The organism is Agrobacterium sp. InxBP2, from assembly GCF_026191755.1.
GTDB classification, from domain to species: Bacteria; Pseudomonadota; Alphaproteobacteria; order Rhizobiales; family Rhizobiaceae; genus Agrobacterium; species Agrobacterium pusense.
Genome location: NZ_JAINDY010000033.1, coordinates 476,696 through 501,630, shown reverse-complemented (window position 1 = coordinate 501,630; position 24,935 = coordinate 476,696). Strand labels below are relative to the sequence as shown.

Genomic DNA, 24,935 nt, shown 5'->3' with positions numbered 1-24,935 from the left:
TTTGCGCCGGCTTCTACAGCAAAGGACCGTAAAAAGCCAGTTTTGCAGGCGAGGCAATTTTGAACTGGAAATCGCGCCGGAATCGCGGGACAAGAATTGCACCCTAAAAGACGACAGGAAATCCACATGGCCGCTACCGTCATCCCCGCCCCGAAGCCCGTTCTCCTGCCCGTCGAAGGCACGAGCGATCTGTTCCCTGTACGGCGGGTCTATTGTGTCGGCCGCAATTATGCCGATCACGCCATTGAGATGGGCCACGACCCCTCGCGCGAGCCGCCCTTCTATTTTCAGAAGAACCCGGACAACCTGCTGCCCGCAGGACAGGATTTTCCCTATCCGTCGCTCTCATCGAATGTGCATTACGAAGTTGAGTGCGTCGTGGTGCTGAAAAGCGGCGGAGCGGATATTCCGGCGTCGGAAGCGCTGAACCATGTCTGGGGTTACGCCGTCGGTATCGACATGACACGCCGCGACCTGCAGGACGGGCTGAAGAAGATGGGACGTTCCTGGGAGGGCGCGAAGGCCTTCGAATATTCCGCGCCGGTGTCCCCCATCGTCCCAGCGGACAGGATCGGGCATCCCGCAACCGGCGCGATCTGGCTCGACGTCAATGGCGAACGCAAGCAGACGGGCGATCTCGCCCAGATGATCTGGAAGGTGCCGGAAGTGATTGCCGAGCTTTCCAAGCTGTTCACCCTTGCCGCTGGCGACGTCATCATGACCGGCACGCCGGCTGGCGTTGGTCCAATCGTTCGCGGTGACCGCATAGAATGCGGCGTCGAGGGTGTCGGCACACTGTCGGTGACGGTCGTCTGACGCACGAACATAAGGGAGGACATCGACATGCCGCTTTACCGCCTTGCCGACCGTGTGCCGCAAACGCCTGCAGCGGATCGCTACTGGATCGCTCCCGACGCCAATGTCATTGGCTCAGTCACGCTCGGCGAAGACGTCGGCATTTGGTTCGGTGCAACGCTGCGTGGAGACAATGAGCCGATCATCGTCGGGCGCGGCACCAATATTCAGGAAGGCGTGATGGTTCACAGCGATCCCGGCTTTGCCGCAACGATCGGCGAAATGTGCACCATTGGCCACCACGCTATCGTGCATGGCTGTACCATCGGCGATAATTCGTTGATCGGCATGGGCGCGACGATCCTGAACGGCGCAAAGATCGGCCGAAACTGCCTCGTCGGCGCCAATGCTCTAGTGACGGAGGGGAAGGAATTTCCGGATAATTCCCTGATCGTCGGCTCGCCCGCGCGCGCTATCCGCACGCTTGATGACGACGCCGTGGCGGGGATTCGTCGCTCAGCGGAAAAATACGTCGAAAACTGGAAGCGTTTCTCGCAGGATCTGGCGATCATCGAAAGGTGATCGGGAGCGGGCAACAATACCCATTCCATCCATCGTCCGTCAGGCCGAGCAGGCGGCGCAAAGACCGCGGATTTCGATGGTGGTCTTTTCCGCTTTGAACTTGCTGTCCTTCACCCAGCGCTCCAGCCGGTGATCGATCTCGTGATCGTGGAATTCCGTCACCTGCCCGCAGGACTCGCAGATGGCAAAGGCGACGGTGCCATGGTGACTGGAGCAGCACTCCGCCTGGGTATGGGTGCAGGCGACGAAGGCGTTAAGGCTCTCCAGCCGGTGCACAAGGCCATATTCCACCAGTTTTTCCAGCGCCCGATAGACCTGCAGCGGCGCGCGGAAACCATCATCGCGCAACTTGTCGAGGATCATATAGGCGCTGAGCGGCTGATGCGCGTTTGAAAGGGCGTTCATGACCAGCGACTGGTTCTTGGTGAGGTTCTGCTGGGTCTGCGCATTCATGACTTGCCTCCTTCATCCGCGGAGCGGGACAAACCCGGCGCCGGCAACAGGCTTATAACGAAGAGGATCACCGCGGCAACCACGATGGATGGACCGGACGGTGTATCATAGGTGAGCGATCCGAAGAGGCCGCCAACAACGGCAACCGCACCGATCAGCGAGGCCACCACCGCCATTACCTCCGGTGTAGCGGAGAAACGTCTGGCGGTCGCAGCCGGTATGATGAGCAGCGATGTGATGAGCATGATACCGACCACCTTCATCGCGATGGCGATCACCAGCGCCATCAGCAACGTGAAGATCAATTTCGCCCGTTCCGGTTTCAGCCCCTCGGCTTCCGCCAGCTCCGTATTGACGGTGGAGGCAAGCAGCGATCGCCACAGGAACACCATGGAGACGATGACAACCAGTCCGCCGCCCCAGATCAGTGCAATATCGCTGCGGGTGACGGCGAGAATGTCGCCGAACAGGAACGAGACGAGATCGATGCGGACCCAGCTCATGAAGGCAACGATGACAAGGCCGATCGCCAATGCGGAGTGGGATAGGATGCCCAGCAGCGCATCGGCGGAAAGCGCCTGCCGCCGTTGCAGGAAAATCAAAAGGAGCGACACGGCCGACGCGACCAGAAACACGCTGACAATGAGGTTCAGCTGCAGCAGCAGAGACAGGGCAACACCCAGAAGCGCCGAATGGGCCATGGTATCGCCAAAATAGGCCATGCGCCGCCAGACGACAAAGCAGCCAAGCGGACCGGCTGTCAATGCAACCCCAATGCCGGCGACCATGGCGCGGACGAAGAAATCGTCAAACATGGCGTTCTCCCTGCCGCTGGTTAAGGTGGGCGTCGTCGTCACGTTCATGGCCGCAGCCGCATTCTCCATGATCATCGTGGCGGTGGCCGTGGTCATGATGGTCATGCCCGTGGTCATGATGAAGATCATGCCCGTGATGGTGACCATCCTCGGGGTGGCAATGGTCCGTCACCGTGCCATCCGCATGTTGCACCCGGCCGTCCGGCAAATGGGTGTGATCATGATGGTGACTGTAGACGGCCAGCCCCTTCGCCGCCGCGCCGCCGAACAGGCGCATATATTCCGGACTCTGGCTCACCGCCTGCGGTGTGCCGCGGCAGCAGACATGGCCGTTGAGGCATATCACCGTATCGGTTTCCGCCATCACTACATGCAGATCATGCGAGATTAACAGAATTCCGCAATTATTTGAATTCCTGATATTTTTTATCAGATCATAAAGCGCGATCTCGCCGGAGAAGTCCACCCCCTGCACGGGTTCGTCAAGAACCAGAAGGTCGGGCTTGCGGGCAATGGCGCGGGCAAGAAGCGCGCGTTGGAACTCGCCACCGGACAGATGCTGCACCTCGGCATTGGCAAGATGCGCGATACCGGTCGCATTCAGAGCGGCGTCTATTTCGCGGGCAGCGAGCGGTCCTGTCAGTGTCATCAGTCGGCGCACCGAAAGCGGCATTGTCCAGTCGACCGAAAGCTTCTGCGGCACATAGCCCACTTTCAGACCAGCCTTGCGGGTAACCACCCCCTCGGTTGGTTTGACGACACCAATCGCCATTTTCGCGCTCGTGGACTTGCCTGATCCGTTCGGCCCGATCAGTGTGACGATCTCGCCCTTGCTGACGGAAAACTCCACGCCGCGCACCAGCCAGCGGCCGTTGCGCTGGACGCCGGCATTGGCAAGGGAGACCAGTATCTCGTTACCCGAATGGGCGGAATGAAGCATGGGATTGTCCGTTTGGCGATGTTGCTTACCGCTATCGCATACGTTATAGAGTTACGCAATAAATGTAATAACATAACTAACGTTCTTCAAGTGGAGTGCATTTCATGAAATCGATCCTGATCCCGCTCGCGGCGTCCATGGCAATCGCGGTCGCCGCTTCGGGCGCCACCGCTGCACCCGAGGTCGTGGTGTCGATCAAGCCCGTCCACTCCCTCGTTGCGGCCATCATGCAAGGTGTCGGGGAACCACAGCTCATCGTAGACGGCGCGGCCTCGCCGCATACCTATAATCTCCGTCCGTCGAATGCACGCAAGCTCGAAACGGCGGATGTGGTTTTCTGGGTGGGTCCCGGACTGGAAGCATTTCTGGAGAAGCCGCTGGAAGCGCTGGCCGCCAAGGCGACTGTTGTGGAACTGGAAGATGCCAAGGGGCTGGAAAAGCTGGCCTTCCGTGAAGGGGGGCCCTTTGAAGCGCATGATCATGGCGAAGAAGGCCATGAGGCGAATGACGGTCATGCCGAAAAGCCGGACGCGCACGAGCATGGTCACGAGCATGACGGAGGCGGTCACGCCGGTCACGACGGTGAGAGCCACGATGCCCATGAGCATGGCACCTATGACACACATCTCTGGCTTGACCCCGCCAATGCCAAGGCCATGGCCCAGGCAATCGAAACCGCGCTGATCGCGGCCGATCCCGCCAATGCCGCGATCTATCAGTCCAACACAAAGAAACTGATCGATGATCTCGATACACTTGACGCCGAACTGGCCAAAACGGTTCAGCCGGTGAAGGACAAGCCGTTCATTGTCTTCCACGACGCCTACCAATATTTCGAACATCGCTATGGCGTGAAGACGGCGGGATCGATCACCGTCAGCCCCGAAACCCTACCGGGCGCGGATCGCGTCAAACAGATGCAAGAAAAGGTTCGCCAGCTCGGCGCGACCTGCGTTTTTGCCGAACCGCAATTCGAGCCTAAGCTGGTCTCGGTCATCACCGAAGGCACGGCAGCGAAATCGGCTACGCTTGATCCGGAAGCGGCAACGCTGGAGCCGGGCCCGGAGCTTTACTTCAAGCTGATGCGCGGTATCGCCGGGTCGCTGAAGAACTGTTTGTCCTGATGGGCACCTCATCAAGCCCGGCATGGCCAATGCGCCATGCCGGCTCGGTCTTGCGTGTGCCTTAAGGCTTCGGCGCCATGGAGGACCAGACCGGGCGGCTGATACTCTGCAGAGTATCAGCGGGGGCGCCGTTGATGCGGGCCAAAAGGGCTTTCGCAAGCTCCCTGCCCGCCAGTTTGATATCTTCATTGACGGTATGGATCTGCGGCTTGATCCAGTTCAGGAATTCGGCGGACTGTTTCGAGACGATGTCGATGTCCTTTCCGATTATCACGCCCGCGGCCTCGAACCCGGCCACCAGCGCGATGGTGCTGCTGCCACTGATCGAAACGATGCCATCGGGACGATCATCGGACTGCATGAGCCTCTGACCGAAATCGCGGATTTTTTCCAGCGGCGTTTCGATTGTAACGGTGTCCAACGGAAATTCGGTAAGGCCGAAATCCCTGATTGCCCGATTAAACCCCTTGCGAGCGTGGTCGTGAAACGAAAAACGTGACGGCGGCACGATGACGGCGATCTTCCTGCGTCCGCATTGAGCCAATCGTTCAACCGCTTCGTAGGCATAGGCCTCATTGTCAAAATCATGAAAGGCATGGTCGATGCCCATGTCCGAACGTCCATGGGTGACGAAGGGCATCTTGCGCTCCGTCATGAAACGGACTCGCGGGTCGTTGGGTTCGATCTTAGAAATGATGACGCCATCCGCCGATCCCGTTTCGAGAATGTAGCGGATCGGCACCATGGAATCCTTGGCGTGGATATGGGGCGTTACGACCAGATGATATTGGGTCGAGGACAGAACCTCGGTGATACCGAACACCATCTGGCTGGTAAAACCCATAAGCTCTTCATCGACGCTGAGAACGAGGGCAATCACATTGGTCTTGCCGGTGCGAAGGCGCACGCCGGCGCGGTTTGGCTGATAGCCGATCTGGCGGGCAATCAGCCGCACGCGCTCCTTGGTCTCCGCGCCGATATCAGGCGCATCCTTGAGAGCGCGCGAAACGGTGGTGATGCCGAGGCCCGTCATGTAAGCGATGGTCTTCAGGGTCGGGCGCTCGCCCGTCGTCACGGGCGCTTCGCTCCCGCCGGATTTACCAGTATCGTTCATGTCATTTCGCCATGCTTGACCGAACGGTGATCATAGATAGCTTTTACGTCGTTGCAAAGGCAAAGGTCCTCAACCGGGATCCGCTTTCCGCGCGGGAGCCCCTGTTTGGGCTATAACGATGTAGCTCGAAAAAATGTCCGGTTCTTACTGCGCTTTTCTCTCGCCCGCCCGTGATGGCTGCGTAGCCAATATATGATTTAATTATAAACATTGAAAAATAATAATAACTTATTGATATAAAATATAAAAATAAAATAACATTTAGAACGATCCATCCGGCCGCAATTGATGCGCCGTTCCAGAAATTTTTCCTGACATATGTTGTACCTGAAAGACATGACGGAATGGAGGTTTTACGGTAACGTTGCCGAAGGGAGGGTATCATGAGACCGAGCAAGCGGGCGTTTAGCCACTTGCGGCGTCCATCCTCCCCAGATTCTGACACAAGCCTGCATCACAATGCCGGCTTCCTTATTTGAATTCATAAATGCAGGGTCCCGTCATGATTTCTTCCTCCACGCCCGAAACCGTCATCGATCTGGCAGGGCTCTGGCGCCTGACATCAGTGGACAGAGATCATACGACCGAGCTTACCGTCCCTGGGGATATCCATACGGCACTCAAAGATGCGGGCATCATTCCAGATCCCTACCACGGAGCCAATGAAAAGGCCGTGCAATGGGTGGCCCAACAGGACTGGGTTCTTGAGCGAACGTTCATCCTCGATGAGGCGGACGCAAGCTGGTATCTCGACATCGACTATCTCGACACCGTCGCGATTGTCTTCGTGAACGACGTTCCGGTGCTCAGCGCGGACAATTGCTTCCGTCGCTACCGCCCTGACATTTCCCGTGCAGTGCGCCCCGGTGAAAACACCATTCGCATCCATTTTCACTCCAATATAACCGCCGGGGCGGAGCGGCAGGCGCGCCAGCCGTTTTATATACCCTATCACCCGGGGAATTCGCCTATCGCCAATGGCAATATGCTGCGCAAGCCGCAATGCCATTTCGGCTGGGACTGGAACATCGCGATCGCGCCACTCGGGCTTTACGGCAAAATCCTGCTGAAACGGCTCGATACGGCCCGGATCGAGCATGTCGTTACCTCACAGCGCCATATCGACGGCGGCGTCGAGCTGCATGTGGCCGTCACCCTCTTTGCCGAGGGACCGGCAAGCCTCCCGGTTTATCTGTCTCTCAACGATGAAAGGCTGAGGCTCGATTGCGGCGTCGGCGCAGGCGAAACCGTGGTGCGTCACGTCTTCTTCGTGGAAAATCCGGAGCTCTGGTGGCCGGCCGGCAGTGGCGGGCAGACGCTCTACACGCTGATGGTGGAGCTGCCCGATGAGACTGTGACCCGGCAGATCGGCTTCAGGACCATCGAGCTTCTGACCGATAAGGATGATGCCGGCAGCCGCTTCGCGTTCCGCATCAATGGCCGGGAAATCTTCTGTCGCGGTGCCAACTGGATTCCCGCAGATGCGCTCTATTCGCTCACCAGCCGGGAAAAGACCGAAGACCTCCTCTGCTCCGCGGTCGAGGCTAACATGAACATGATCCGGGTCTGGGGCGGCGGATTTTATGAGGAAGACTGGTTCTACGATCTCTGCGACCGTCTTGGCCTGCTGGTGTGGCAGGACTTCATGTTCGCCTGCAATCTTTATCCCTGCAGCGAGGATTTTCTCGATAATGTCGAACATGAGGTTGATTATCAGGTGAAACGCCTCTCCTCGCATCCTTCCATCGCGCTCTGGTGCGGCGATAACGAGCTGGTGGGTGCACTGACCTGGTTCGATGAGTCCCGCAACAATCGCGACCGATACCTTGTGGCTTATGACCGACTGAACCGCACCATTGAAAAGGCCCTGAAAAAGGCCGCTCCCGAAGCACTGTGGTGGCCATCAAGCCCCGCCTCCGGTTATCTCGATTATGGCGATGCCTGGCACGCGGATGGTTCCGGCGACATGCATTACTGGTCCGTGTGGCACGAGAACAAATCATTCGACAATTACCGTTCGGTGAAGCCGCGTTTCTGCTCGGAATTCGGTTTCCAGTCCTACACCTCCATGCCGGTCATCCGCACCTATGCGGAAGACAGGGACATGAACATCGCCTCCCCCGTCATCGAACTGCACCAGAAAAATGCCGGCGGCAACGAGCGGATCGCCGGTACGATGTTCCGCTACTTCCGCTTCCCAAAGGACTTCGAGAATTTCGTTTATCTGAGCCAGGTCCAGCAGGCATTGGCTATCCGCACGGCCGTCGATTACTGGCGCTCGCTGAAGCCGCATTGCATGGGAACGCTATACTGGCAGCTGAACGACACCTGGCCGGTCGCCTCGTGGTCAAGCCTCGATTATGGCGGCGGCTGGAAGGCGCTGCATTATGCCGCCCGCCGCTTCTTCCAGCCTGTCACGGTTTCGGCTATTCCCGCGGAAGATGGACGCCGAATAAACTTCTCCATGGTGAACGACACGGCGGAAGACGTCGAGATCGACATGAATATCGTTGCCCTGACCATGGACGGCAACCGAGTGCCGTTGAAATCCGCCAACGGCACCTGCACGACTGACAAGGCCGCTACGCTGACCGACATCGACATGAGCAGCCTGCCTGACGGCACCATCCTTGCCTGGAGCTTCATCGCCTCCAACGGCATGACCGGCGAAGGCCACCATGTGCGCGACACCTATAAAGCGCTGGAACTTCTGCCCGCCGGTCTGACACTCACCACCAGCTCACTGAAAAACGGGCAGTTCGAAATAGATGTCACCGCAAGCGGGCTTGCGCTCTTCGTCATGCTGGAGGCAGATCAGCCCGGGCGTTATTCCGACAACCATTTCGATCTCGCTGCCGGCGAAACGCGGCGTATCATCTTCACCCCGAAAGCGGGCGGCGGACAGCCGCACTTCCGTGTCTTCGATCTTCATGGCTGCCAGTCCCCGCATTGAAACGATGCGGAGAAAGGCATAACCATCCTGTTCGGGAAGACAGGCTTCGCGGCCTGCCCTCATCAGTTCAAATGGTTGCCGGGTTCTTCGGCAGCCGATCATCAGCAAGTGGAGGAAGACCCATGGTTTGGCAACCGGCCGAAAACCGTTACACGTCCATGAAATACAATCATTGCGGCAAAACCGGACTGAAACTACCGGCGATCTCGCTGGGACTCTGGCATAATTTCGGCAACGATACGCCGCATCAGACGAAACAGGCCATCTGCCGCCGTGCATTTGATCTCGGCATTACCCATTTCGACCTCGCCAACAATTATGGCCCGCCGCCCGGCAGCGCCGAGACCGCCTTCGGCGAAATCCTGAGGACGGATTTCCGGGGTTATCGTGACGAGATGATCATCTCCTCCAAGGCAGGTTACAACATGTGGCCTGGTCCTTACGGCGAATGGGGCAGCCGCAAATATCTTATCGCCTCCTGCGACCAGAGCCTGAAACGCATGGGGCTGGATTACGTCGATATCTTCTATTCTCACCGTTTCGATCCCAACACGCCGCTTGAGGAAACCTGTGGTGCGCTTGACCAGATCGTCCGCTCGGGCAAGGCGCTTTATGTCGGCATTTCCTCCTATAACTCTAAGCGCACCCGTGAGGCCGCCGCGATCCTGAAGGACCTCGGCACGCCCTGCATCATCCACCAGCCGAGCTATTCGATGATCAATCGCTGGATTGAAGAAGATGGTCTCGTTGATACGCTGGAGGAACTAGGCATCGGCTCCATCGTCTTCTCGCCGCTGGCGCAGGGCATGCTGACGACGAAATATCTCGGCGGCGTGCCGGATGGCAGCCGCGCATCGCAGAGCAAGTCGCTGAACCCGGCCTTCCTCAACGAGCGCAATGTTGAAAACATTCGCGCGCTCAACGGCATCGCCGAACGCCGTGGTCAGACACTGGCGCAGATGGCCATCGCCTGGGTGCTGCGCGGCGGTCGCATCACCTCGGCGCTGATCGGCGCCAGCCGCGTCGAGCAGGTTGAAGACTGTGTGAAAGCGCTGGACAAACCGGATTTCACGACCGAAGAACTCGCTGAAATCGACCGCTATGCCAAGGACGCGGATATCAACCTCTGGGCAAAATCTGCCGAACGCGTCTGACCGAGGAGAGACCGCCCGGTTATTCCGGGCGGTCCGACCGCGTCAAGAAACTTCAAAACAAAAGATTAACTTCCGCCTCTAAGCCTTAACAACCATTACATAATTGTAATTTTAAATTCAGTTTCCGTTCATTCGTTTATTCGTAAGTTCTTCTCATTGAAACACGAGAGGAAACTTCCATGAAAAAGTTCGTCACCATTCTTCTGGCTGCAACCGTTCTCGCGGCCCCGATGGCTCAGGCGCAGGGCCGTCACGATGATCGCCACCGCGGCGTCACCGTCGAGCGTCATGTCACGAAAAAGGTCATCGTCAAGAAGCACCGCTGGGATCGTGGTCAGCGCCTCTCGCCAGCAGAGCGTCGTCATTTCGTCGATCGTCGCGATTATCGCCGTTACCGCCTGGCCGAACCGCGCCGCGACCAGCGCTGGGTGCGCGTTGACAACCAGTTCCTGCTCATCAATGCCGTCAGCGGCCTGATCGTCGGCCTTGCCGCCGCTCGCTAATTCCAAGCACCGGTGAAATGAAAAAGGCCCGCTTGCGCGGGCCTTTATCTTTATCCAATGGCCGATCAGAAAATATCGGCGCCGCTGCCCCACGGGCCATGCGGCTTGTCCACGCCGTCGGTGCGTTCGAAGCCATGGGCGCCGAAGAAGTCGCGCTGCGCCTGGATAAGGTTGGCGCTGCCGCGGCCGCGACGATAGGCATCGAAATAGCCGAGTGCAGAGGCCAGCGCCGAAACCGGCAGGCCCGACAGGGCAGCGTAAGAAACGACGCGGCGTAGCGGCGCATCGGTTTCCTTGACGATAGCGGAGAAAGCCGGCGTCACGATGAGGTTGGCCACATGCGGATCCTTGGTAAAGGCCGAGGTGATTTCATCGAGGAACTCCGAGCGGATGATGCAGCCGGCGCGCCAGATGCGGGCAATCGTCGGCATCGGCAGGTTCCAGTTGAACTCCTTCGAAGCGGCCGACATGATGGCGAAGCCCTGCGCATAGGCACCGACCTTGGCGGCCAGAAGCGCGCTTTCCAGATCGGCGATGAAGGCCTTCCTGTCGGCCGGTGCAGTTGCAAGGGCCGGAAGGCCAAAGATTTTCTCGGCAGCTTCGCGCTCATCCTTCTGCGAGGAGAGAATACGGGCAGCCACGGCCGCTTCGATGGCGGTTGCGGCGACGCCCATGTTCTGCGCCTCGATGACGGACCACTTGCCCGTGCCCTTCTGGCCGGCCTTGTCGAGGATCAGATCGACCATCGGTTTGCCGGTGATCGGATCGGCGGCACGCAGAACCTTTTCGGTGATTTCGATCAGGTAGGAATTAAGACGGCCCTTGTTCCATTCACCGAACACATCGGCGATTTCGGCAGCGCTCATCTTCAGACCGTCACGCAGGATGCCGTAGATTTCCGCGATCATCTGCATGTCGGCATATTCGATACCATTATGGATGGTCTTGACGAAGTGGCCAGCACCATCATTTCCGAGCCATGCCACGCACGGATCGTCATTATATTTGGCGGAGATGGAGGTGAGCACTTTCTCGACGCGCTTCCAGCTGTCCTCGGTGCCGCCAACCATGATGGACGGTCCATGACGCGCGCCCTCTTCGCCACCCGAAACGCCCATGCCGATAAAGGTGAGGCCGCTGTCCTTCAGATTGTCGAAACGGCGGATCGTGTCGCGGAAATTCGCATTGCCCGCATCGATCATGATGTCGCCGTTCGAAAGATGCGGCTTCAGGATTTCCATCTGCTGGTCGACCGGATCGCCAGCCTTGATCATGATGATGATCGGGCGCGGAGGACGAATGGCGGCAACGAATTCCTCGATGGTTTCGCAAGGGATCAATTGTCCCTGCAACTCGCCGGCTTCAGCGTAGAATTTTCTCGTCGCTTCAGGGGTTCGGTTGAATACGGCGATCTTGTTGCCCTTTTCGGCGATGTTGAGCGCCAGGTTAGAGCCCATGACGCCGAGACCGATCAAACCGATTTCTGCCTGTTCCACGGATGTGCCTCCATCTTGCTTTTTGGTGGTCGTGTTGTGGCACTGTAATCACCAAACGGCAAGGCTGGGCGTGACTGAAACGATTAAATTTTGATGACGCAAATCAGCTTTGCATATTTGCGGCAGGTCACGGCCTATTCGAAATCGAGGTTCGCGGCCGGTTATCACCATCGTCCAGCGCCCGCCAGGCGGCCCCTTCCATGTCCTCATACTGGCCCGAACGCACCGACCAGAGGAAGGCAAAAAGTCCGAGTGCGCCTAATAGCAGCGCAACGGGAATGAGATAGATCAGCATATTCATGCCAGTTGCGCCCCCTCGCCCGCAAACCCGGTCTCTGGTTCATTCCGACGACCGGCGGATTCAACCGATCCGGCGAGGCGCAATGCGTTGGCGACGACGATCAGCGACGATGTCGACATGGCGATGGCCGCGATCATCGGCGTCGCATAACCAGCAATCGCGATCGGCACGGCAATGATATTATAGCCGATGGCAAGCGCGAAGTTCTGCCGGATGAGCTTTCCGGCCTGCTGCGATGTCTCGATCGCGAAAGGCACGGCATCGAGGTCCTCCTGCATAAAAACAAAATCGGCGGCCTGCCGGCCGATATCGGCGGCGGTGGCGGGCGCCATCGAAACATGTGCGGCGGCGAGCGCCGGCGCATCGTTGATACCGTCTCCCACCATCAGGACTTTGTGCCCTACCCCGGCAAGCGAGGCGCAACGCGCCGCCTTGTCCTTCGGCGACAGGTCCGCGCTCCAGTTGGCGATCCCCAGCCGGTCGGCCATGGCGCTGACAGCTGCTGCCCGGTCACCCGAAACGATTTCCTGAGCCAAACCCCGCACCGACAGGCTGCGCAATGCCGCAGCCGCACCTGCGCGCGGATTGTCATCGAAACCGAAGCTCGCCAGAAGGCGGCCATCGAGTGACAACACCACCTCCGACCGCGCATTGCCGTTGTCGGCACCCTCATCATCCGGGCACGCGAAACGGCGGTTACCGAGCCGATAGGTTCCCACATCAGTCTTCGCCTCGACGCCCGAACCCGGGATTTCATGCACCGTCTCATACGCCGGCAAAGGGCCGCTGTAGGCGGCATGCAGAGCTTTTGAGAGGGGGTGGCGGGAATGGGCAGCAAGTCCTGCCGCAATTGCCATGGTGGCGGGCTTCACCTCGCCCGTCTCGACCAGTCGCGGCCTGCCGATGGTCAATGTGCCGGTCTTGTCGAACAGTACGGTATCGATCTCCGCCAGTCGCTCCATGGCCGACCCTTCCTTGACCATGATCCCATGCCGGAAAAGCCTTCCCGCGGCCACCACCTGCACGACGGGAACGGCAAGGCCAAGCGCGCAGGGGCAGGTGATGATGAGAACCGCGATGGCGATCAGCATCGCCTGCTTCCAGTCGCCACCGAAGAAACCCCATCCGAGAAACGACACCAGCGCCAGAAGATGGACGACGGGCGAATAATAGCTTGCGGCCCGGTCGGCAATACGGCGGTAACGCGCTCGCCCACCTTCGGCCGCCTCCATCAGACCGATGACCTCCGACAGGAATGAATCCCTGGCCGAGGCGGTCACCCGGGCCACCAGCGAACCGGTAAGGTTCAGCGTACCCGCCTGCAGGCTGTCACCCACCGCAACACGCCTTGGCGCGCTTTCACCATTGACGATCGACATGTCGAGATCGCTGCTGCCACTCTCGACCACCGCGTCGACCGCCACACGGTCTCCTGCCGCTATCGCAATCGACATTCCCGGCTCGATATCGGCAAGCGGGCGGTATTCGCGTGTTCCGTTCTCACCGAGGACGGTCGCGCCCCGTGGCGAGAGCCGGGCGAGCCCGGCAATCGCCGAACGAGCCTTGTCGCGCATGATGTGATCGAGCGTGCGGCCGATCAGCAGGAAGAACAGCAGCGACACCGTCGCATCGAACCAGGCATGTTCACCGTGGTGGATCGTCTCCCACAGCGAAACGGCATAGGACAGCGTGATGGCCAGTGCGATCGGCACGTCCATGTTTGTGCGGCCGTGTTTCAGCGCTGTCCAGGCCGACTGATAAAAGAAACGCCCACCGTAGATCAGCGCCGGGGCGGCGATCATCGCCGAAATCCAGTGAAACATGTCGCGCGTCGCCGCATCCGCGCCTGACCAGACGGAAACGGACAAAAGCATGATATTGGCCGAGGCAAAGCCGCATAGCGCAACCGCCCTGATCAGCTGCGAACGCAACGCGTCGGAAGCGTCCTGACCACTGGCGAAAAGATGCGTGCGGTATCCCGTCGCCAGAATGGCGCGGGCAAGGTCGGCGGGATCGGTCCTGACACCCTCGACCTCTTCTCTCCAGACAATCGCAACACGCTTGGACGAAAGGTTCAACCGCGCCCGCTCCACCTGCGGCAAGCGGCCGAGCGCGCGCTCCACGGTGGTAATGCAGGCGCCGCAATAAACATCCGGCACGCTGAGATCGGTCTGGCGGAGACCCTGCCCCAGATCACGGCTTGCCAGCATCAGCTCCTCTGACGACGGTGGATTGACCGGATCGGCAAGCTGCAGCGATCCTTCTGTCCCCGGTGCACAACAGCTCATTGGCGCCCCCTGACAACGGCGATCCGCGTGCCCTCGTGCACGATGATCCGGCCGTTCTTGACGGCTGTAATTTCTACGATCCACTGACCCGGCAGCATGTCATGCGGGCCGGTAAAGACCCCTTTGGCAACCGGGGTCAGCTCCATGTCGAAATTCTGGCGTTCCCCAACGGGCCGGCGAAAATGCGCGATCACCTGATCGGTATCGACCGGGCCGGTATCGGGATGAAAGACCTCGTAGCGGACCGTCCTTTCGTCCACCGCAAGTTTACCCTTTATGCCGGTCGCCGCTCTCGCCTTGGCTGCTTCCGCCTTCGCGTTGAACTGCTGGCTGGCCACATAGGTATTCGGCACGACAAGCCCGCTCCAGCTGTTGACCGCGTTCCAGGCCATCACCATGTTGACGGTGATGACGGTGCCGAAAAACAGCAGCATGACGCCCAGCATATGCCAGCCGGTGAAAGTGAAACCGGACGTGTGACGATTGTTCACGGTCATTTTGTCGCTCCCGGAGCGTTGAAAACAGCGTCATAGCGGGCCGTCTCATGGCCGCCCGTATCGCTGACGATAAACTCGAAATTTTCCGCGGCCCGAGCGACGCGCCCGCCCGGCCGGGTGACGAAGACCTTCAGCGTCGTCGCTTCATCCGGCTCCACCGTCACCTCAAAGGCACGCGCGGCCGCATCGGGCATACCGTTTATCTTCATCACGGCATCAGGAAGGCCATTGATGGTCAGGCTCATCGTGCGCGGCTGCGGCACCATGTTGAGGATGCGCACGGTGTAGCCGTTGCGGATGGATCCGTTCGATTCCAGCACGTATTGCGGATTGCGGTCGTGCAGAACATTGAGCGCCAGCCGCTCGCGCGTCACCAGCGCAAACAGCATGCCGATGCCGACAGCCGCCCAGATGGCAGTATAAAGCAGCGTGCGCGGACGGAAGATGATGCGCCAGTTGAAGTGGCGCACGCGCTTGCTGAACTTGCCGTCTTCCTCACGCACGTTGGCTGGGCGGATTGCGTGCTGACCGTTGCCGGTCGCGAGCGCCATGTTGGATTGATACTCGGCAAGCGTGGCATAGGCGATCAGGCCACGCGGCTTGCCGATCTTGTCCATCACCCCGTCGCAGGCATCGATGCAGAGCGCGCAGGTGATGCATTCCAGCTGCTGCCCGTCCCTGATGTCGATGCCCATGGGACAGACCGCCACGCAAGCGTTGCAATCGACGCAATCGCCGACGCTCTCCCCCGCTGCGGCGGCCTTTTTGGCGTGCCGTGAGCGTGGCTCGCCGCGCCAGTCGTTATAGGTGACGACAAGCGAATTCTCATCCAGCATCGCCGCCTGAATGCGTGGCCAAGGGCACATGTAGGTGCAGACCTGTTCCCGCATCAACCCGCCAAAGACATAGGTCGTGGCGGTGAGGATGGCGACGGTCGAATAGGCAATCATGGGCGCCTGGCCGGTGACGAATTCCCGCGCCAGCGTCGGCGCATCGGCGAAGTAGAAAATCCAGGCGCCGCCGGTCAGGGCGCCAATCACCAGCCAGATCGCGTGCTTCAACACACGCTTGCGGAATTTGCCGACTGTAGGGGGCGCGGCGTCCAGCTTCATGCGTGCATTTCGGTCACCCTCGATCGCCCGTTCGACGACGAGAAACAGGTCCACCCACACTGTCTGGGGACAGGTATAACCGCACCATGCACGTCCCACGGCGGAGGTGACGAGAAACAGCCCCAACCCCGCCATGACCAGCAATCCCGCGACGAAGAAAAATTCCTGCGGCCAGATTTCGATGAAAAAGAAATAAAAGCGTCGATTGGCGATATCGATCAATACCGCCTGATCGGGCGCATAGGGGCCACGGTCCCAACGCAGGAACGGCGTGAGATAATAAATGCCGAGCGTGACGAGCATGACAAGCCATTTGAACCGCCGGAACCGACCTTCCGCGCGCTTGGGAAAAATTTTCCTGCGTGCTTCGTAAAGCGGTTTGCGCGTTTTTGCGGAATTGACGGCCTCCGCGTCCAGCCTTTCAACGGGCTGCTGCGGGCGTTCCTGTCCGGCGCGATAGATGTTCATGATAGGAGTCCGGTTTTTATCTCCTTGCTTTCTCCCATCTCTGCGGTGAAACATCCTTGACTTGCATCAAGTGACGACAAAGTGGCGCAGCAAGAGGAGCGTGCCGCAAGAGGAGGATGAAATGTCTGTCATGCAGTCGAGAATCATTCATCTGTCTATCGAGAAGCCGTGGAGTCACGTCTATGACTTCGTTTCCGATCCGAACAACATGGCTCGCTGGGCTGCCGGACTGGCAGGTGGCCTCAGGCCGGATGGCGAAGACTGGATCGCCGAAGGCGGACCACTCGGCGAGGTCAGGGTGAATTTTGCGCCAGCAAACGAATTCGGGGTCGTGGATCACGTCGTCACCTTGCCCGATGGCCTGAAGGTCTATAACGCGCTCAGGGTGACCCCGAACGGCAGTGGCGCCGAGGTCAGTTTCACGCTGCTTCGTCTTGAGGGGATGACGGACGAGGATTTCAACGGGGATGCGAGGGCTGTCACAGCCGATCTCGAAGCCTTGAAGGCGCTGCTCGAAGAGACGTGATGGAGTAAATGATGACGGAAAATGGCAACGACCGGCGAATCGACTATGTCGAATTCAACGTGAGCGATATTGAGCGCAGCAAAGCCTTTTACGGCGGCGCTTTCGGCTGGTCTTTCAAGGATTACGGTCCGCAATATTGCGAATTTTCCGACGGCCGTCTGACCGGCGGTTTTACCACCACGGCGCCGGTTTCCGCGAAGGGTGGACCGCTGGTTATTCTCTATGCGGCTGATATCGAGGATGCCCAGCGGCAGGTCGTGGCGGCGGGGGGCGAGATAACCGTCGCAATCTTCGCCTTTCCCGGCGGACGCCGGTTCCATTTTACCGATCCCGATGGATATGAACTGGCGGTCTGGTCTGCGGCGTAAGACGTTTCGGCAAACGTCAATTCTCGGCTTTGCGCGGAAGAATGACTTGGAATAAGGGGCGGCCGGGAGCGCTCAGCGTTCCCAGTCCTCCCGCTCGCGTGTAGTCGTCTTCCCGAGCTTGCGTTCCAGCTCTGCGGCCTGCGCTTCGGAAAGGCGAACATCGAGGGCAACCGAACCATCCTCGTGATCTTCCCGCCCGTCGACGATGGAATTGCTGTAGACCCAGGAAATCAGCGGCAATTGTTCAACGGACAGGACCACGGTCGTCTCCGTCAGGACACCGGAGAGGCGTTTCGAAATCTCGTCCATCAGGGCATCGACGCCCTCGCCCGTGATCGCAGAGACAGCACGAATATTGGCGCTGCCTTCGGCTCTTTGCATGATGGCGTCGTGGGCTTCCGGATCGAGGCGGTCAACCTTGTTCCAGACCTCGATGATACGGTGCTCGGCTTCCTTTTCGTCAATGCCGAGATCGCCGAGAATACGCAGCACATCCGCCGACTGCGCGGCATTGTCCGGATCGGACATATCGCGGACATGCAGGATGAGATCGGCTTCCAGCACTTCTTCCAGCGTCGCACGGAAAGCCGCGACCAGATGTGTCGGCAGATCCGAAATGAAGCCGACCGTATCGGACAGGATCACCGTGCGGCCGTGCGGCAGTTTCATGCGCCGCAATGTCGGATCGAGTGTGGCGAACAGCATGTCCTCGGCCAGAACGCCCGCACCGGTAATGCGGTTGAACAGCGTCGACTTGCCGGCATTGGTATACCCGACCAGCGCCACGATCGGATGCGGCACCTTGCGGCGCTTGGCGCGATGAAGCTGGCGGGTTCGCACCACATGCTCCAGTTCCCGCTCGAGCTTGACGATGCGTTCCTGAAGCAGGCGCCGGTCAGCCTCGATCTGCGTTTCACCGGGGCCGCCCATGAAGCCCGCGCCACCGCGCTGGCGTTCAAGGTGGGTCCAGCTTCGAACGAGGCGACCCTTCTGATAGTTCAGATGCGCAAGATCGACCTGCAGCGTACCCTCCTTGGTGGAGGCTCGGCGCCCGAAGATTTCCAGGATCAGGCCCGTTCGGTCGATGACCTTGGCATTCCAATGCTTTTCGAGATTGCGCTGCTGTACCGGCGTCAGCGGATGGTCGACAATGACCAGGCCGGAATTGGTTTCATCCAGAAGATGACCGATTTCCTCGATCTTGCCGGTGCCGAACAATGTCGCCGGGCGTGGCTGGTTGACCGCGACGATGAGCCCCTGGGTCACCTCGAGATCGATAGCGAGCGCCAGCCCCTTCGCTTCCTCAAGCTTCGCCTCGACCGAGCGGCCAGCAGCGGCAGGTGATGCAGCCGCGTCGCGGGTGTCGCGCTGCTTCAGGACCGGCACAAGAACCACGGCGCGCATGTCGTCGCGGTGTTTTTCCTGCTCGGGAATGATCGATTCGTTCGAGGTGTCGCGGGTCGAAATGGCAGTCCTCATCGGGAAAGACGGTTGGAATTCGTCCGCGCCGGCGCGGACGTCAATAGGAAGCAACCGCCCAGCGGCAAATAAGTTCCCGGTGCGGTTGGTTCCATTAAGACGAGAAGGTCAGGACGCCTCGCGTGCAGCGCCTTCTTCGTTTTCGAACATCTGCATCGGCTGACCCGGCATGATGGTCGAAATAGCGTGCTTGTAGACAAGCTGTGCGTGATCGTCGCGACGCAGAAGCTCGCAGAAATTGTCGAAAGCCGTGACCACGCCCGTGAGCTTGACACCGTTGATCAGGAAGATCGTCAGCGCAATGTTCTTCTTGCGAACCGTGCTGAGGAACAGATCCTGAAGGTTCTGCGAGCGGTCCGGACCTTCTTCGATTTCGAGTTCCAGCGGCTGTCCGGGCATGATGGTCGAGATCGCATGCTTGTAAACCAGCTGCGAATGACCGTCCCGGCGCAGCAGAACGCAGAAATTATCGAAGGACGTTATCACGCCCGTGAGCTTCACACCGTTGATCAGGAAGATCGTCAGTGAAATCTTTTTCTTGCGTACGGTGTTGAGGAAAAGATCTTGAAGGTTTTGAGAACGTTCCGCCATGGCGCCGCTTCTTTCTTTTTTGCCGGCAGGGATACCGGAAAATAATCAATCAATAATAAGCCGGCCAAATCTCGTCCCCCGTTTGGCCGACCTCAAACTCTGGTATCAAATCGTGTCTTGTTCGGCAACGGCGAAAACAGTCGAATGGGTACGAGTATTGACCCGTTTTCTGCCGTCGAAACAGTCAGAAATATTGTATCGAAACGCGGAAAAGCTGTTCCACGTCCCGCACCGCGTCGGCGGAGGCGAACAGTACGACACGGTCTTTCGCCTTGATCTTGGTGCTCCCGTCCGGCCGGATGACCACGCCATCGCGATATATCGCGCCGATACGGACGCCTTCGGGCATTTCAACGTCACGAAAGGACTGACCGACGAGCGGTGACGTTTCCAGCGCCTCCGCCTCGATCACCTCTGCCGAACCGCGCTGCACGGCATAGACGGAACGAATACGACCCTTGCGCACATGCTGGAGAACGCGGGAAATGGTGACCGCCCTCGGATTGATATAGGCGTCAAGTCCGAGCGAGTCGGCAACCTCGTGAAAGGAGGAACTGTTCAAAAGCGCGAGGTTCGACTTGCAGCCGAGTTGCTTGGCCATGACCGCAGCCAGGATATTGGTCTGGTCGTTATTGGTCAGGGTGACGATCAGGTCCGCGTCCTGAATGTCGGCCTGCATGAGAATTTTCTGGTCCAGCGCTGAACCATGCATGACGATGGTGTGGCTGAGCTGTTCCGATGCGGCAACCGCCCTGTCGCGATCCGCTTCGATAATTTTCACCCGCGTCTTTGGCTGCAACTCCTCGATCTTGCTGGCAACGAAGTGGCCGATATTGCCCGCGCCCGCAATAACGATGCGCTGCGCCTCCTGCTCTTCGTGACCGAACAGGCTGAGCGTGCGGCGGGCGTGTTGCCGCTGGCAGATGACGTAGGCAAGGTCGCCGACCCGCAATTGTTCGGAAGAATGCGCCACCTTGAGGAAACCATCCCGGTAGACACCCACAACCGTCGCGATGAGGTCTGGAAAGAGGCTGGAGAGTTGCTGCAACGGCGTATTGATGACCGGGCAATCCTCCATACATTCGATGGCCAGCATGTAGACCGTGTCGTCCGCGAAACGCACCACGTCGGTCGCGCCCGGAAAGGCGATACGCCGCAGCACCATCTTGCCGACTTCAACTTCCGGCGAGATCGTCACGTCGATGGACATGTTTTCGCGGCTGAAGAGATCGGCATATTCAGGCTTAAGATAGCTCTGGTCGCGGATGCGGGCGATCTTGGTCGGCACGCTGAACAAGGCATGCGCAACCTCGCAGGCGACGATGTTGATTTCGTCATGCAGCGTCACGGCGATGATCATGTCCGCCTGGTCCGCTCCGGCCTTGGCCAGCATGTCCGGATGCGCGCCGTGGCCGACGTAACCGCGGACATCAAGCGTCTCTGTGATGGCGGTTATCAAAGACGCGGCGGTATCGATGACGGATACTTCGTTGTCCTCGCGCGACAATTGTTCGGCGATGCCGTAACCCACCTGCCCTGCGCCGCAAATGATCACTCTCATGCTGTCTCTCTGACGGATAATCGGTTACGGCGACCTGGCCCTGGCCCCCTTATACGCCGAGAGATTTCAGTTTGCGATGCAGTGCAGAGCGTTCCATGCCGACAAATTCCGCCGTTCGCGAAATATTGCCCCCGAATCGGTTGATCTGCGCCACCAGATAGTCTCGCTCGAACATTTCGCGAGCTTCGCGCAACGGCAGCGTCATGATGTGCTGATCGCCCTGAGCCGATATCTTCGGCAGCATGTCGCCGATATCGGACGGCAGCATGTCGGCAGAGATCGGGGCTTCACCGCCTTCGGGACGCGCCAGTATCATCAACCGCTCGATATTGTTGCGAAGCTGTCGGATGTTGCCCGGCCAGTCATGGGTCTGAAGAACGGCCATTGCGTCGTCGCCGATCTTGCGCGGGCGGATGCCAGCCTGTTCGGAAATCTGCCGCATGAACATGTCGACGAGGAAGGGAATATCCTCGCGTCGCTCGGACAGCGCCGGTACCTTCACCGGCACGACGGCGAGCCGGTGGTAGAGGTCCTCACGGAACTGGCCCTCGGCGATCAGGCTTTCGAGGTGATGGGCCGTCGACGAAATGATGCGCACATCCACCTTCACGCGCTTGCCGCCGCCCACACGCTCGAATTGCTGGTCGACAAGCACGCGGAGGATCTTGTTCTGGGTCTCGCGGGGCATCTCGCCCACTTCGTCGAGATAAAGAACGCCACGATGGGCTTCTTCCAGTGCGCCCACCTTCCGGGGCTGTCCAGGCAGGCCTTCGGTGCCGAAGAGTGCAATCTCCATGCGATCCGGCGTGATCGTCGCGGCGTTAAGGGCAACAAAGGGACCTGTCGCCCGAGACGACTTTTTGTGGATCATCCGCGCCACCAGTTCCTTGCCGGAACCTGACGGGCCGAGAATCATGATTCGGCTGTTGGTGGGCGCGACCCGGTCGATAGTCTGGCGCAGCTGCGATACCGCAAGTGACGCACCGACAAGTTCAACCGCATCCCCCGTGCGCTTCTTGAGCTCCTGAACCTCGCGCTTCAGCTTGGAGTTTTCCAGCGCGCGTTCGGCAATGAGAATAAGGCGGTCAGCCTTGAACGGCTTTTCGATGAAGTCGAAGGCGCCACGCTTGATGGCGTTGACGGCGGTTTCGATATTGCCGTGACCCGAGATCATCACGACCGGAATTTCGGGATGGCGGCTCTTGATCTCATCAAGCAGCGCCAGACCGTCGAGCTTCGAACCCTGCATCCAGATGTCGAGGAAGATCAGGCGCGGCACACGCTCCGAAATGGCGGCCAGCGCGCTGTCGCTGTCGAACGCCATACGCGTTTCGTGCCCCTCATCGGAGAGAATGCCCGCCACGATTTCGCGAATGTCCGCCTCGTCATCCACGACCAGAATATCAGACGCCATATGCTGCTTCCTTGTTATTTTCGCCGCCGACCGCCTCGATATAGGGCAGCAGCACTCTGATCATGGCGCCGTGGCCATGATCGAACTCCGGCGGGGCATCATGGAGTTCCAGATACCCGCCATGCTCTTCGATGATCTTCTTGACGATGGCGAGGCCAAGGCCTGTGCCCTTATCCCGCATCGTCATATAGGGTTCGAGAATGCGGTGGCGATTTTCCACCGGCAGACCGCGGCCATTGTCGATGATGTCGGCCACAAAACGTGAGTTGGCCTCGTCGAAGGACGCGCGAACGAGGATCTTGCCTGGCCGCTTTTCGCCTTCCACCGCTTCGATGGCTTCCGTCGCATTCTTGATGAGGTTGCCAAAGGCCTGCCCCAGCATGCGGGCATCGAACATGCCGTCCAGCGGGGTGTCACCCAGCTCCGTCGTGAACTTGGTGTCCGCGGCGCTGATTTCCCGGAGAAACGCCGCGTCCTTCAGGATCGCCCGCAGGTCCGACTTTTCCTTCGTTGGCTTCGGCATACGCGCAAAAGCGGAGAATTCATCCACCATGCGGCCGATATCGCCGACCTGCCGGACGATGGTGTCCGTACACTGGTCGAAGACGGCGCGGTCGCTTTCGTCGATCTGCTTGCCGAAACGGCGCTTAATGCGCTCGGCGGAAAGCTGGATCGGCGTCAGCGGGTTCTTGATTTCGTGTGCGATACGCCGCGCGACATCCGACCACGCCGTCGAGCGTTGCGCGATGACGAGATCGGTGATGTCGTCGAGCGTGATGACGTAGCTGTCACGGCTGTCGCGGGCGTCTTCGCGCGTCACCTGCACATTCAGCGTTCGTTCCTTGCCACGCCGCATAATGTTGATCTGCTTGCGGAAGTTGCCGCGCGACCAGCTGTTGGCCTCGTTGACGACCTGTTCGATCTCAGGCGCAATGTCGGAGAGTTGTGCGCCAATGAGCTGTTCCGACGTTTGTGCGAGGAACTCTTCGCCCGACGGATTGACGATGGTGATCCTGCGGTTTTCGTCAACGCCGATAACCGCGGCGGTCACGCCTGACAGCACGGCCTCGATGAAACGGCGGCGATCATCGATGTCGTCCTTGGCCTCGATGATCTGCTCCTGCTGGCTGCGCAGTTCCGACACCATCTTGTTGAAGGTGCGGGACAGGCGCCCGACGTCGCCATCGACGGCGCGAACGGGAACGAGAACATGCATGTTGCCGGTGGCGACACTGTCTGCGGCGCTGATGAGAAGGCGGATCGGCCGCACGATACGGTCGGCCACCGCAATGGCCGTCCAGATTGCCGCGAGCAGCACGATCAACGCAAAACCGAGATAGAGAATTGCGAAGGCGATCTGCAGCGGGGCGCGGCCTGCCTCCATGGCCTTGTATTCGGCGCGGTTCTCTTCCATCAGCCGCATCGCGCCCATCACCTTGGGATCGACCGCACGCACCGTATAAAGGAATGTGCCGCTGATGCCTTCGAGCTTGATGATGGCGCCTACGAGGTTGGTAATACCGGGCGGGATCAGCGTCGGCTGGCCGGCGGCCGCCTTTTCGAGCGCGTCATGCGGTATCGCGGGAAGCGGCTTTTCCGTCTTGATGTCGGCCTGGGCGACGGCGTCGCCATCCTCCTGCACGAGAAACGCACCAAGAAGGCCGCGCCCTTTCGCCTGGCGGGTCATAAGATCAACGAAGCCGGTGCGGTCGAGATAAAAGAGAGCGCGGTTGCGGTCGAGGTCGGTCGCCATCGACAGGGTCTGCCCCTGGAGGTAACCGGCATTCTCCATCATGTATGCCTGGGCGATATTACTTGATGAATCGACGATCGACTGGGTGCGCAGCGAAAACCAGCGATCGAGACCGACATTCAGCGTCAGGCTGGCGAAGATGGCGACAAGCACTGCGGGCGTGATCGCCACGATGGAGAAAAGGACGACAATGCGCACGTGCAGACGCGCCGCCGCCCTGCCCTTTTTGCGCGCTTTCAGCAGCCGGTTGATTTCGCGACCGATCAGGAAGATCAGGCCGATCACGAAGATCGAGTTGATGACGACGGAAGCGATGACCACATTCGATGTCGGCGCGATTGGCGTAACGCCCAGCAGAACGAAAAGCGTGATGATGGCGCACACGAGGGCCACGCCGGCGAGCACCAGCCCCGGCAGAGCGAAAGACATCCTGCGATCGGCGACCACCATGCCCGCTGCTTCGTCGGCAACGGCGTTTTCGGCGGCGGGTTTCCGCATGCACTACTCCCAATCGCTGGCCAGCCAGCGCCACAGTCATGAAGTCAGGCGAGGTTCGCACATGTGGGGCGAATCTCTGTCCTTCCTAGTGTTTTCCAAGCAACACAATGTGGCGAAAATGCAACGACAAATGCGGCCTTGTCAACATTC

At 59.3% G+C, this 24,935-nt stretch carries 22 protein-coding genes; 8 read left to right on the top strand and 14 right to left on the bottom strand.

Features of this window, described 5'->3' with window-relative positions:
- Positions 1-126 precede the first annotated feature (126 nt).
- Complete coding sequence (locus K7A42_RS20320) at positions 127-816, top strand: fumarylacetoacetate hydrolase family protein (RefSeq protein ID WP_072494366.1); 690 nt, start codon at positions 127-129, stop codon at positions 814-816.
- A 27-nt stretch (positions 817-843) separates the two neighbouring features.
- Positions 844-1,377 (top strand): gamma carbonic anhydrase family protein, encoded by a 534-nt coding sequence (locus K7A42_RS20315; protein WP_045534843.1) that lies wholly within the window; start codon positions 844-846, stop codon positions 1,375-1,377.
- 39 nt (positions 1,378-1,416) lie between these two features.
- On the opposite strand, the gene zur is transcribed toward K7A42_RS20315, so the two are convergent.
- The 3 genes from zur to znuC are packed head-to-tail and all read right to left on the bottom strand — an operon-like array spanning position 1,417 to position 3,585.
- Positions 1,417-1,830, bottom strand: coding sequence for a zinc uptake transcriptional repressor Zur (gene zur, locus K7A42_RS20310; RefSeq protein WP_004441705.1), 414 nt, complete (start codon positions 1,828-1,830; stop codon positions 1,417-1,419).
- Positions 1,827-2,645, bottom strand: coding sequence for a zinc ABC transporter permease subunit ZnuB (gene znuB, locus K7A42_RS20305; protein WP_004441703.1), 819 nt, complete (start codon positions 2,643-2,645; stop codon positions 1,827-1,829). Before znuB ends, zur begins: the two co-directional genes overlap by 4 nt.
- Positions 2,638-3,585 carry a zinc ABC transporter ATP-binding protein ZnuC gene (gene znuC, locus K7A42_RS20300; RefSeq protein ID WP_113380625.1) on the bottom strand — a complete coding sequence of 316 codons (948 nt, stop codon included), beginning with the start codon at positions 3,583-3,585 and terminating at the stop codon, positions 2,638-2,640. Before znuC ends, znuB begins: the two co-directional genes overlap by 8 nt.
- Positions 3,586-3,689: 104 nt before the next feature.
- Here znuC and znuA point away from each other — a divergent pair, with 104 nt between their 5' ends.
- On the top strand, positions 3,690-4,709 hold the full coding sequence (gene znuA, locus K7A42_RS20295; RefSeq protein WP_282455763.1) for a zinc ABC transporter substrate-binding protein ZnuA: 1,020 nt from the start codon (positions 3,690-3,692) through the stop codon (positions 4,707-4,709).
- Between the two features lie 61 nt (positions 4,710-4,770).
- Here the strand turns inward: znuA and K7A42_RS20290 are convergent, their stop codons facing one another.
- Positions 4,771-5,823, bottom strand: coding sequence for a LacI family transcriptional regulator (locus tag K7A42_RS20290; protein ID WP_282455762.1), 1,053 nt, complete (start codon positions 5,821-5,823; stop codon positions 4,771-4,773).
- A 502-nt stretch (positions 5,824-6,325) separates the two neighbouring features.
- Between K7A42_RS20290 and K7A42_RS20285 the strand changes: the two genes are divergently transcribed.
- The 3 genes from K7A42_RS20285 (at position 6,326) to K7A42_RS20275 (ending at position 10,433) form a co-directional block, all read left to right on the top strand.
- Positions 6,326-8,776 carry a beta-mannosidase gene (locus K7A42_RS20285; protein WP_416220917.1) on the top strand — a complete coding sequence of 817 codons (2,451 nt, stop codon included), beginning with the start codon at positions 6,326-6,328 and terminating at the stop codon, positions 8,774-8,776.
- 122 nt (positions 8,777-8,898) lie between these two features.
- On the top strand, positions 8,899-9,930 hold the full coding sequence (mgrA, locus tag K7A42_RS20280) for an L-glyceraldehyde 3-phosphate reductase (RefSeq protein WP_022556113.1): 1,032 nt from the start codon (positions 8,899-8,901) through the stop codon (positions 9,928-9,930).
- Positions 9,931-10,109: 179 nt separating this feature from the next.
- Positions 10,110-10,433, top strand: coding sequence for an RcnB family protein (locus K7A42_RS20275; RefSeq protein WP_004441687.1), 324 nt, complete (start codon positions 10,110-10,112; stop codon positions 10,431-10,433).
- Positions 10,434-10,498: 65 nt separating this feature from the next.
- Here the strand turns inward: K7A42_RS20275 and gndA are convergent, their stop codons facing one another.
- From gndA to ccoG, 5 genes are all read right to left on the bottom strand, one after another.
- Positions 10,499-11,929: an NADP-dependent phosphogluconate dehydrogenase gene (gndA, locus tag K7A42_RS20270; RefSeq protein WP_035208854.1), complete on the bottom strand. Its 1,431-nt coding sequence runs from the start codon at positions 11,927-11,929 to the stop codon at positions 10,499-10,501.
- Between the two features lie 127 nt (positions 11,930-12,056).
- On the bottom strand, positions 12,057-12,230 hold the full coding sequence (gene ccoS, locus K7A42_RS20265) for a cbb3-type cytochrome oxidase assembly protein CcoS (protein ID WP_112765787.1): 174 nt from the start codon (positions 12,228-12,230) through the stop codon (positions 12,057-12,059).
- Positions 12,227-14,518 (bottom strand): cation-translocating P-type ATPase, encoded by a 2,292-nt coding sequence (locus tag K7A42_RS20260; RefSeq protein WP_282455760.1) that lies wholly within the window; start codon positions 14,516-14,518, stop codon positions 12,227-12,229. Before K7A42_RS20260 ends, ccoS begins: the two co-directional genes overlap by 4 nt.
- Positions 14,515-15,015: a FixH family protein gene (locus K7A42_RS20255; RefSeq protein WP_004441680.1), complete on the bottom strand. Its 501-nt coding sequence runs from the start codon at positions 15,013-15,015 to the stop codon at positions 14,515-14,517. The genes K7A42_RS20260 and K7A42_RS20255 overlap by 4 nt, the downstream gene beginning before the upstream one ends.
- Complete coding sequence (gene ccoG, locus K7A42_RS20250) at positions 15,012-16,595, bottom strand: cytochrome c oxidase accessory protein CcoG (protein ID WP_282455759.1); 1,584 nt, start codon at positions 16,593-16,595, stop codon at positions 15,012-15,014. Before ccoG ends, K7A42_RS20255 begins: the two co-directional genes overlap by 4 nt.
- A gap of 121 nt (positions 16,596-16,716) precedes the next feature.
- Between ccoG and K7A42_RS20245 the strand changes: the two genes are divergently transcribed.
- Together K7A42_RS20245 and K7A42_RS20240 are read left to right on the top strand one after the other, a co-directional pair.
- Positions 16,717-17,121, top strand: coding sequence for an SRPBCC family protein (locus K7A42_RS20245; RefSeq protein WP_045534827.1), 405 nt, complete (start codon positions 16,717-16,719; stop codon positions 17,119-17,121).
- Positions 17,122-17,132: 11 nt separating this feature from the next.
- Positions 17,133-17,489 carry a VOC family protein gene (locus K7A42_RS20240; protein ID WP_244405000.1) on the top strand — a complete coding sequence of 119 codons (357 nt, stop codon included), beginning with the start codon at positions 17,133-17,135 and terminating at the stop codon, positions 17,487-17,489.
- Between the two features lie 72 nt (positions 17,490-17,561).
- Here the strand turns inward: K7A42_RS20240 and hflX are convergent, their stop codons facing one another.
- The 5 genes from hflX to K7A42_RS20210 all read right to left on the bottom strand — a co-directional run bounded on the left by hflX (position 17,562) and on the right by K7A42_RS20210 (position 24,785).
- Entirely contained in the window at positions 17,562-18,968 is a 1,407-nt protein-coding gene (gene hflX, locus K7A42_RS20235; RefSeq protein WP_282455758.1) for a GTPase HflX, read from the bottom strand.
- A gap of 108 nt (positions 18,969-19,076) precedes the next feature.
- The gene (gene hfq, locus K7A42_RS26115) at positions 19,077-19,559 is read right to left on the bottom strand and encodes an RNA chaperone Hfq (RefSeq protein WP_004441666.1); all 483 of its coding nucleotides are present in this window, start codon (positions 19,557-19,559) and stop codon (positions 19,077-19,079) included.
- 184 nt (positions 19,560-19,743) lie between these two features.
- Positions 19,744-21,120, bottom strand: a complete 1,377-nt coding sequence (gene trkA, locus K7A42_RS20220; RefSeq protein WP_004441664.1) for a Trk system potassium transporter TrkA — start codon at positions 21,118-21,120, stop codon at positions 19,744-19,746.
- A 49-nt stretch (positions 21,121-21,169) separates the two neighbouring features.
- Positions 21,170-22,534, bottom strand: a complete 1,365-nt coding sequence (locus K7A42_RS20215) for a sigma-54-dependent transcriptional regulator (RefSeq protein WP_004441661.1) — start codon at positions 22,532-22,534, stop codon at positions 21,170-21,172.
- Positions 22,524-24,785, bottom strand: a complete 2,262-nt coding sequence (locus K7A42_RS20210) for a sensor histidine kinase NtrY-like (protein ID WP_282455757.1) — start codon at positions 24,783-24,785, stop codon at positions 22,524-22,526. The genes K7A42_RS20215 and K7A42_RS20210 overlap by 11 nt, the downstream gene beginning before the upstream one ends.
- Positions 24,786-24,935 lie beyond the last annotated feature (150 nt).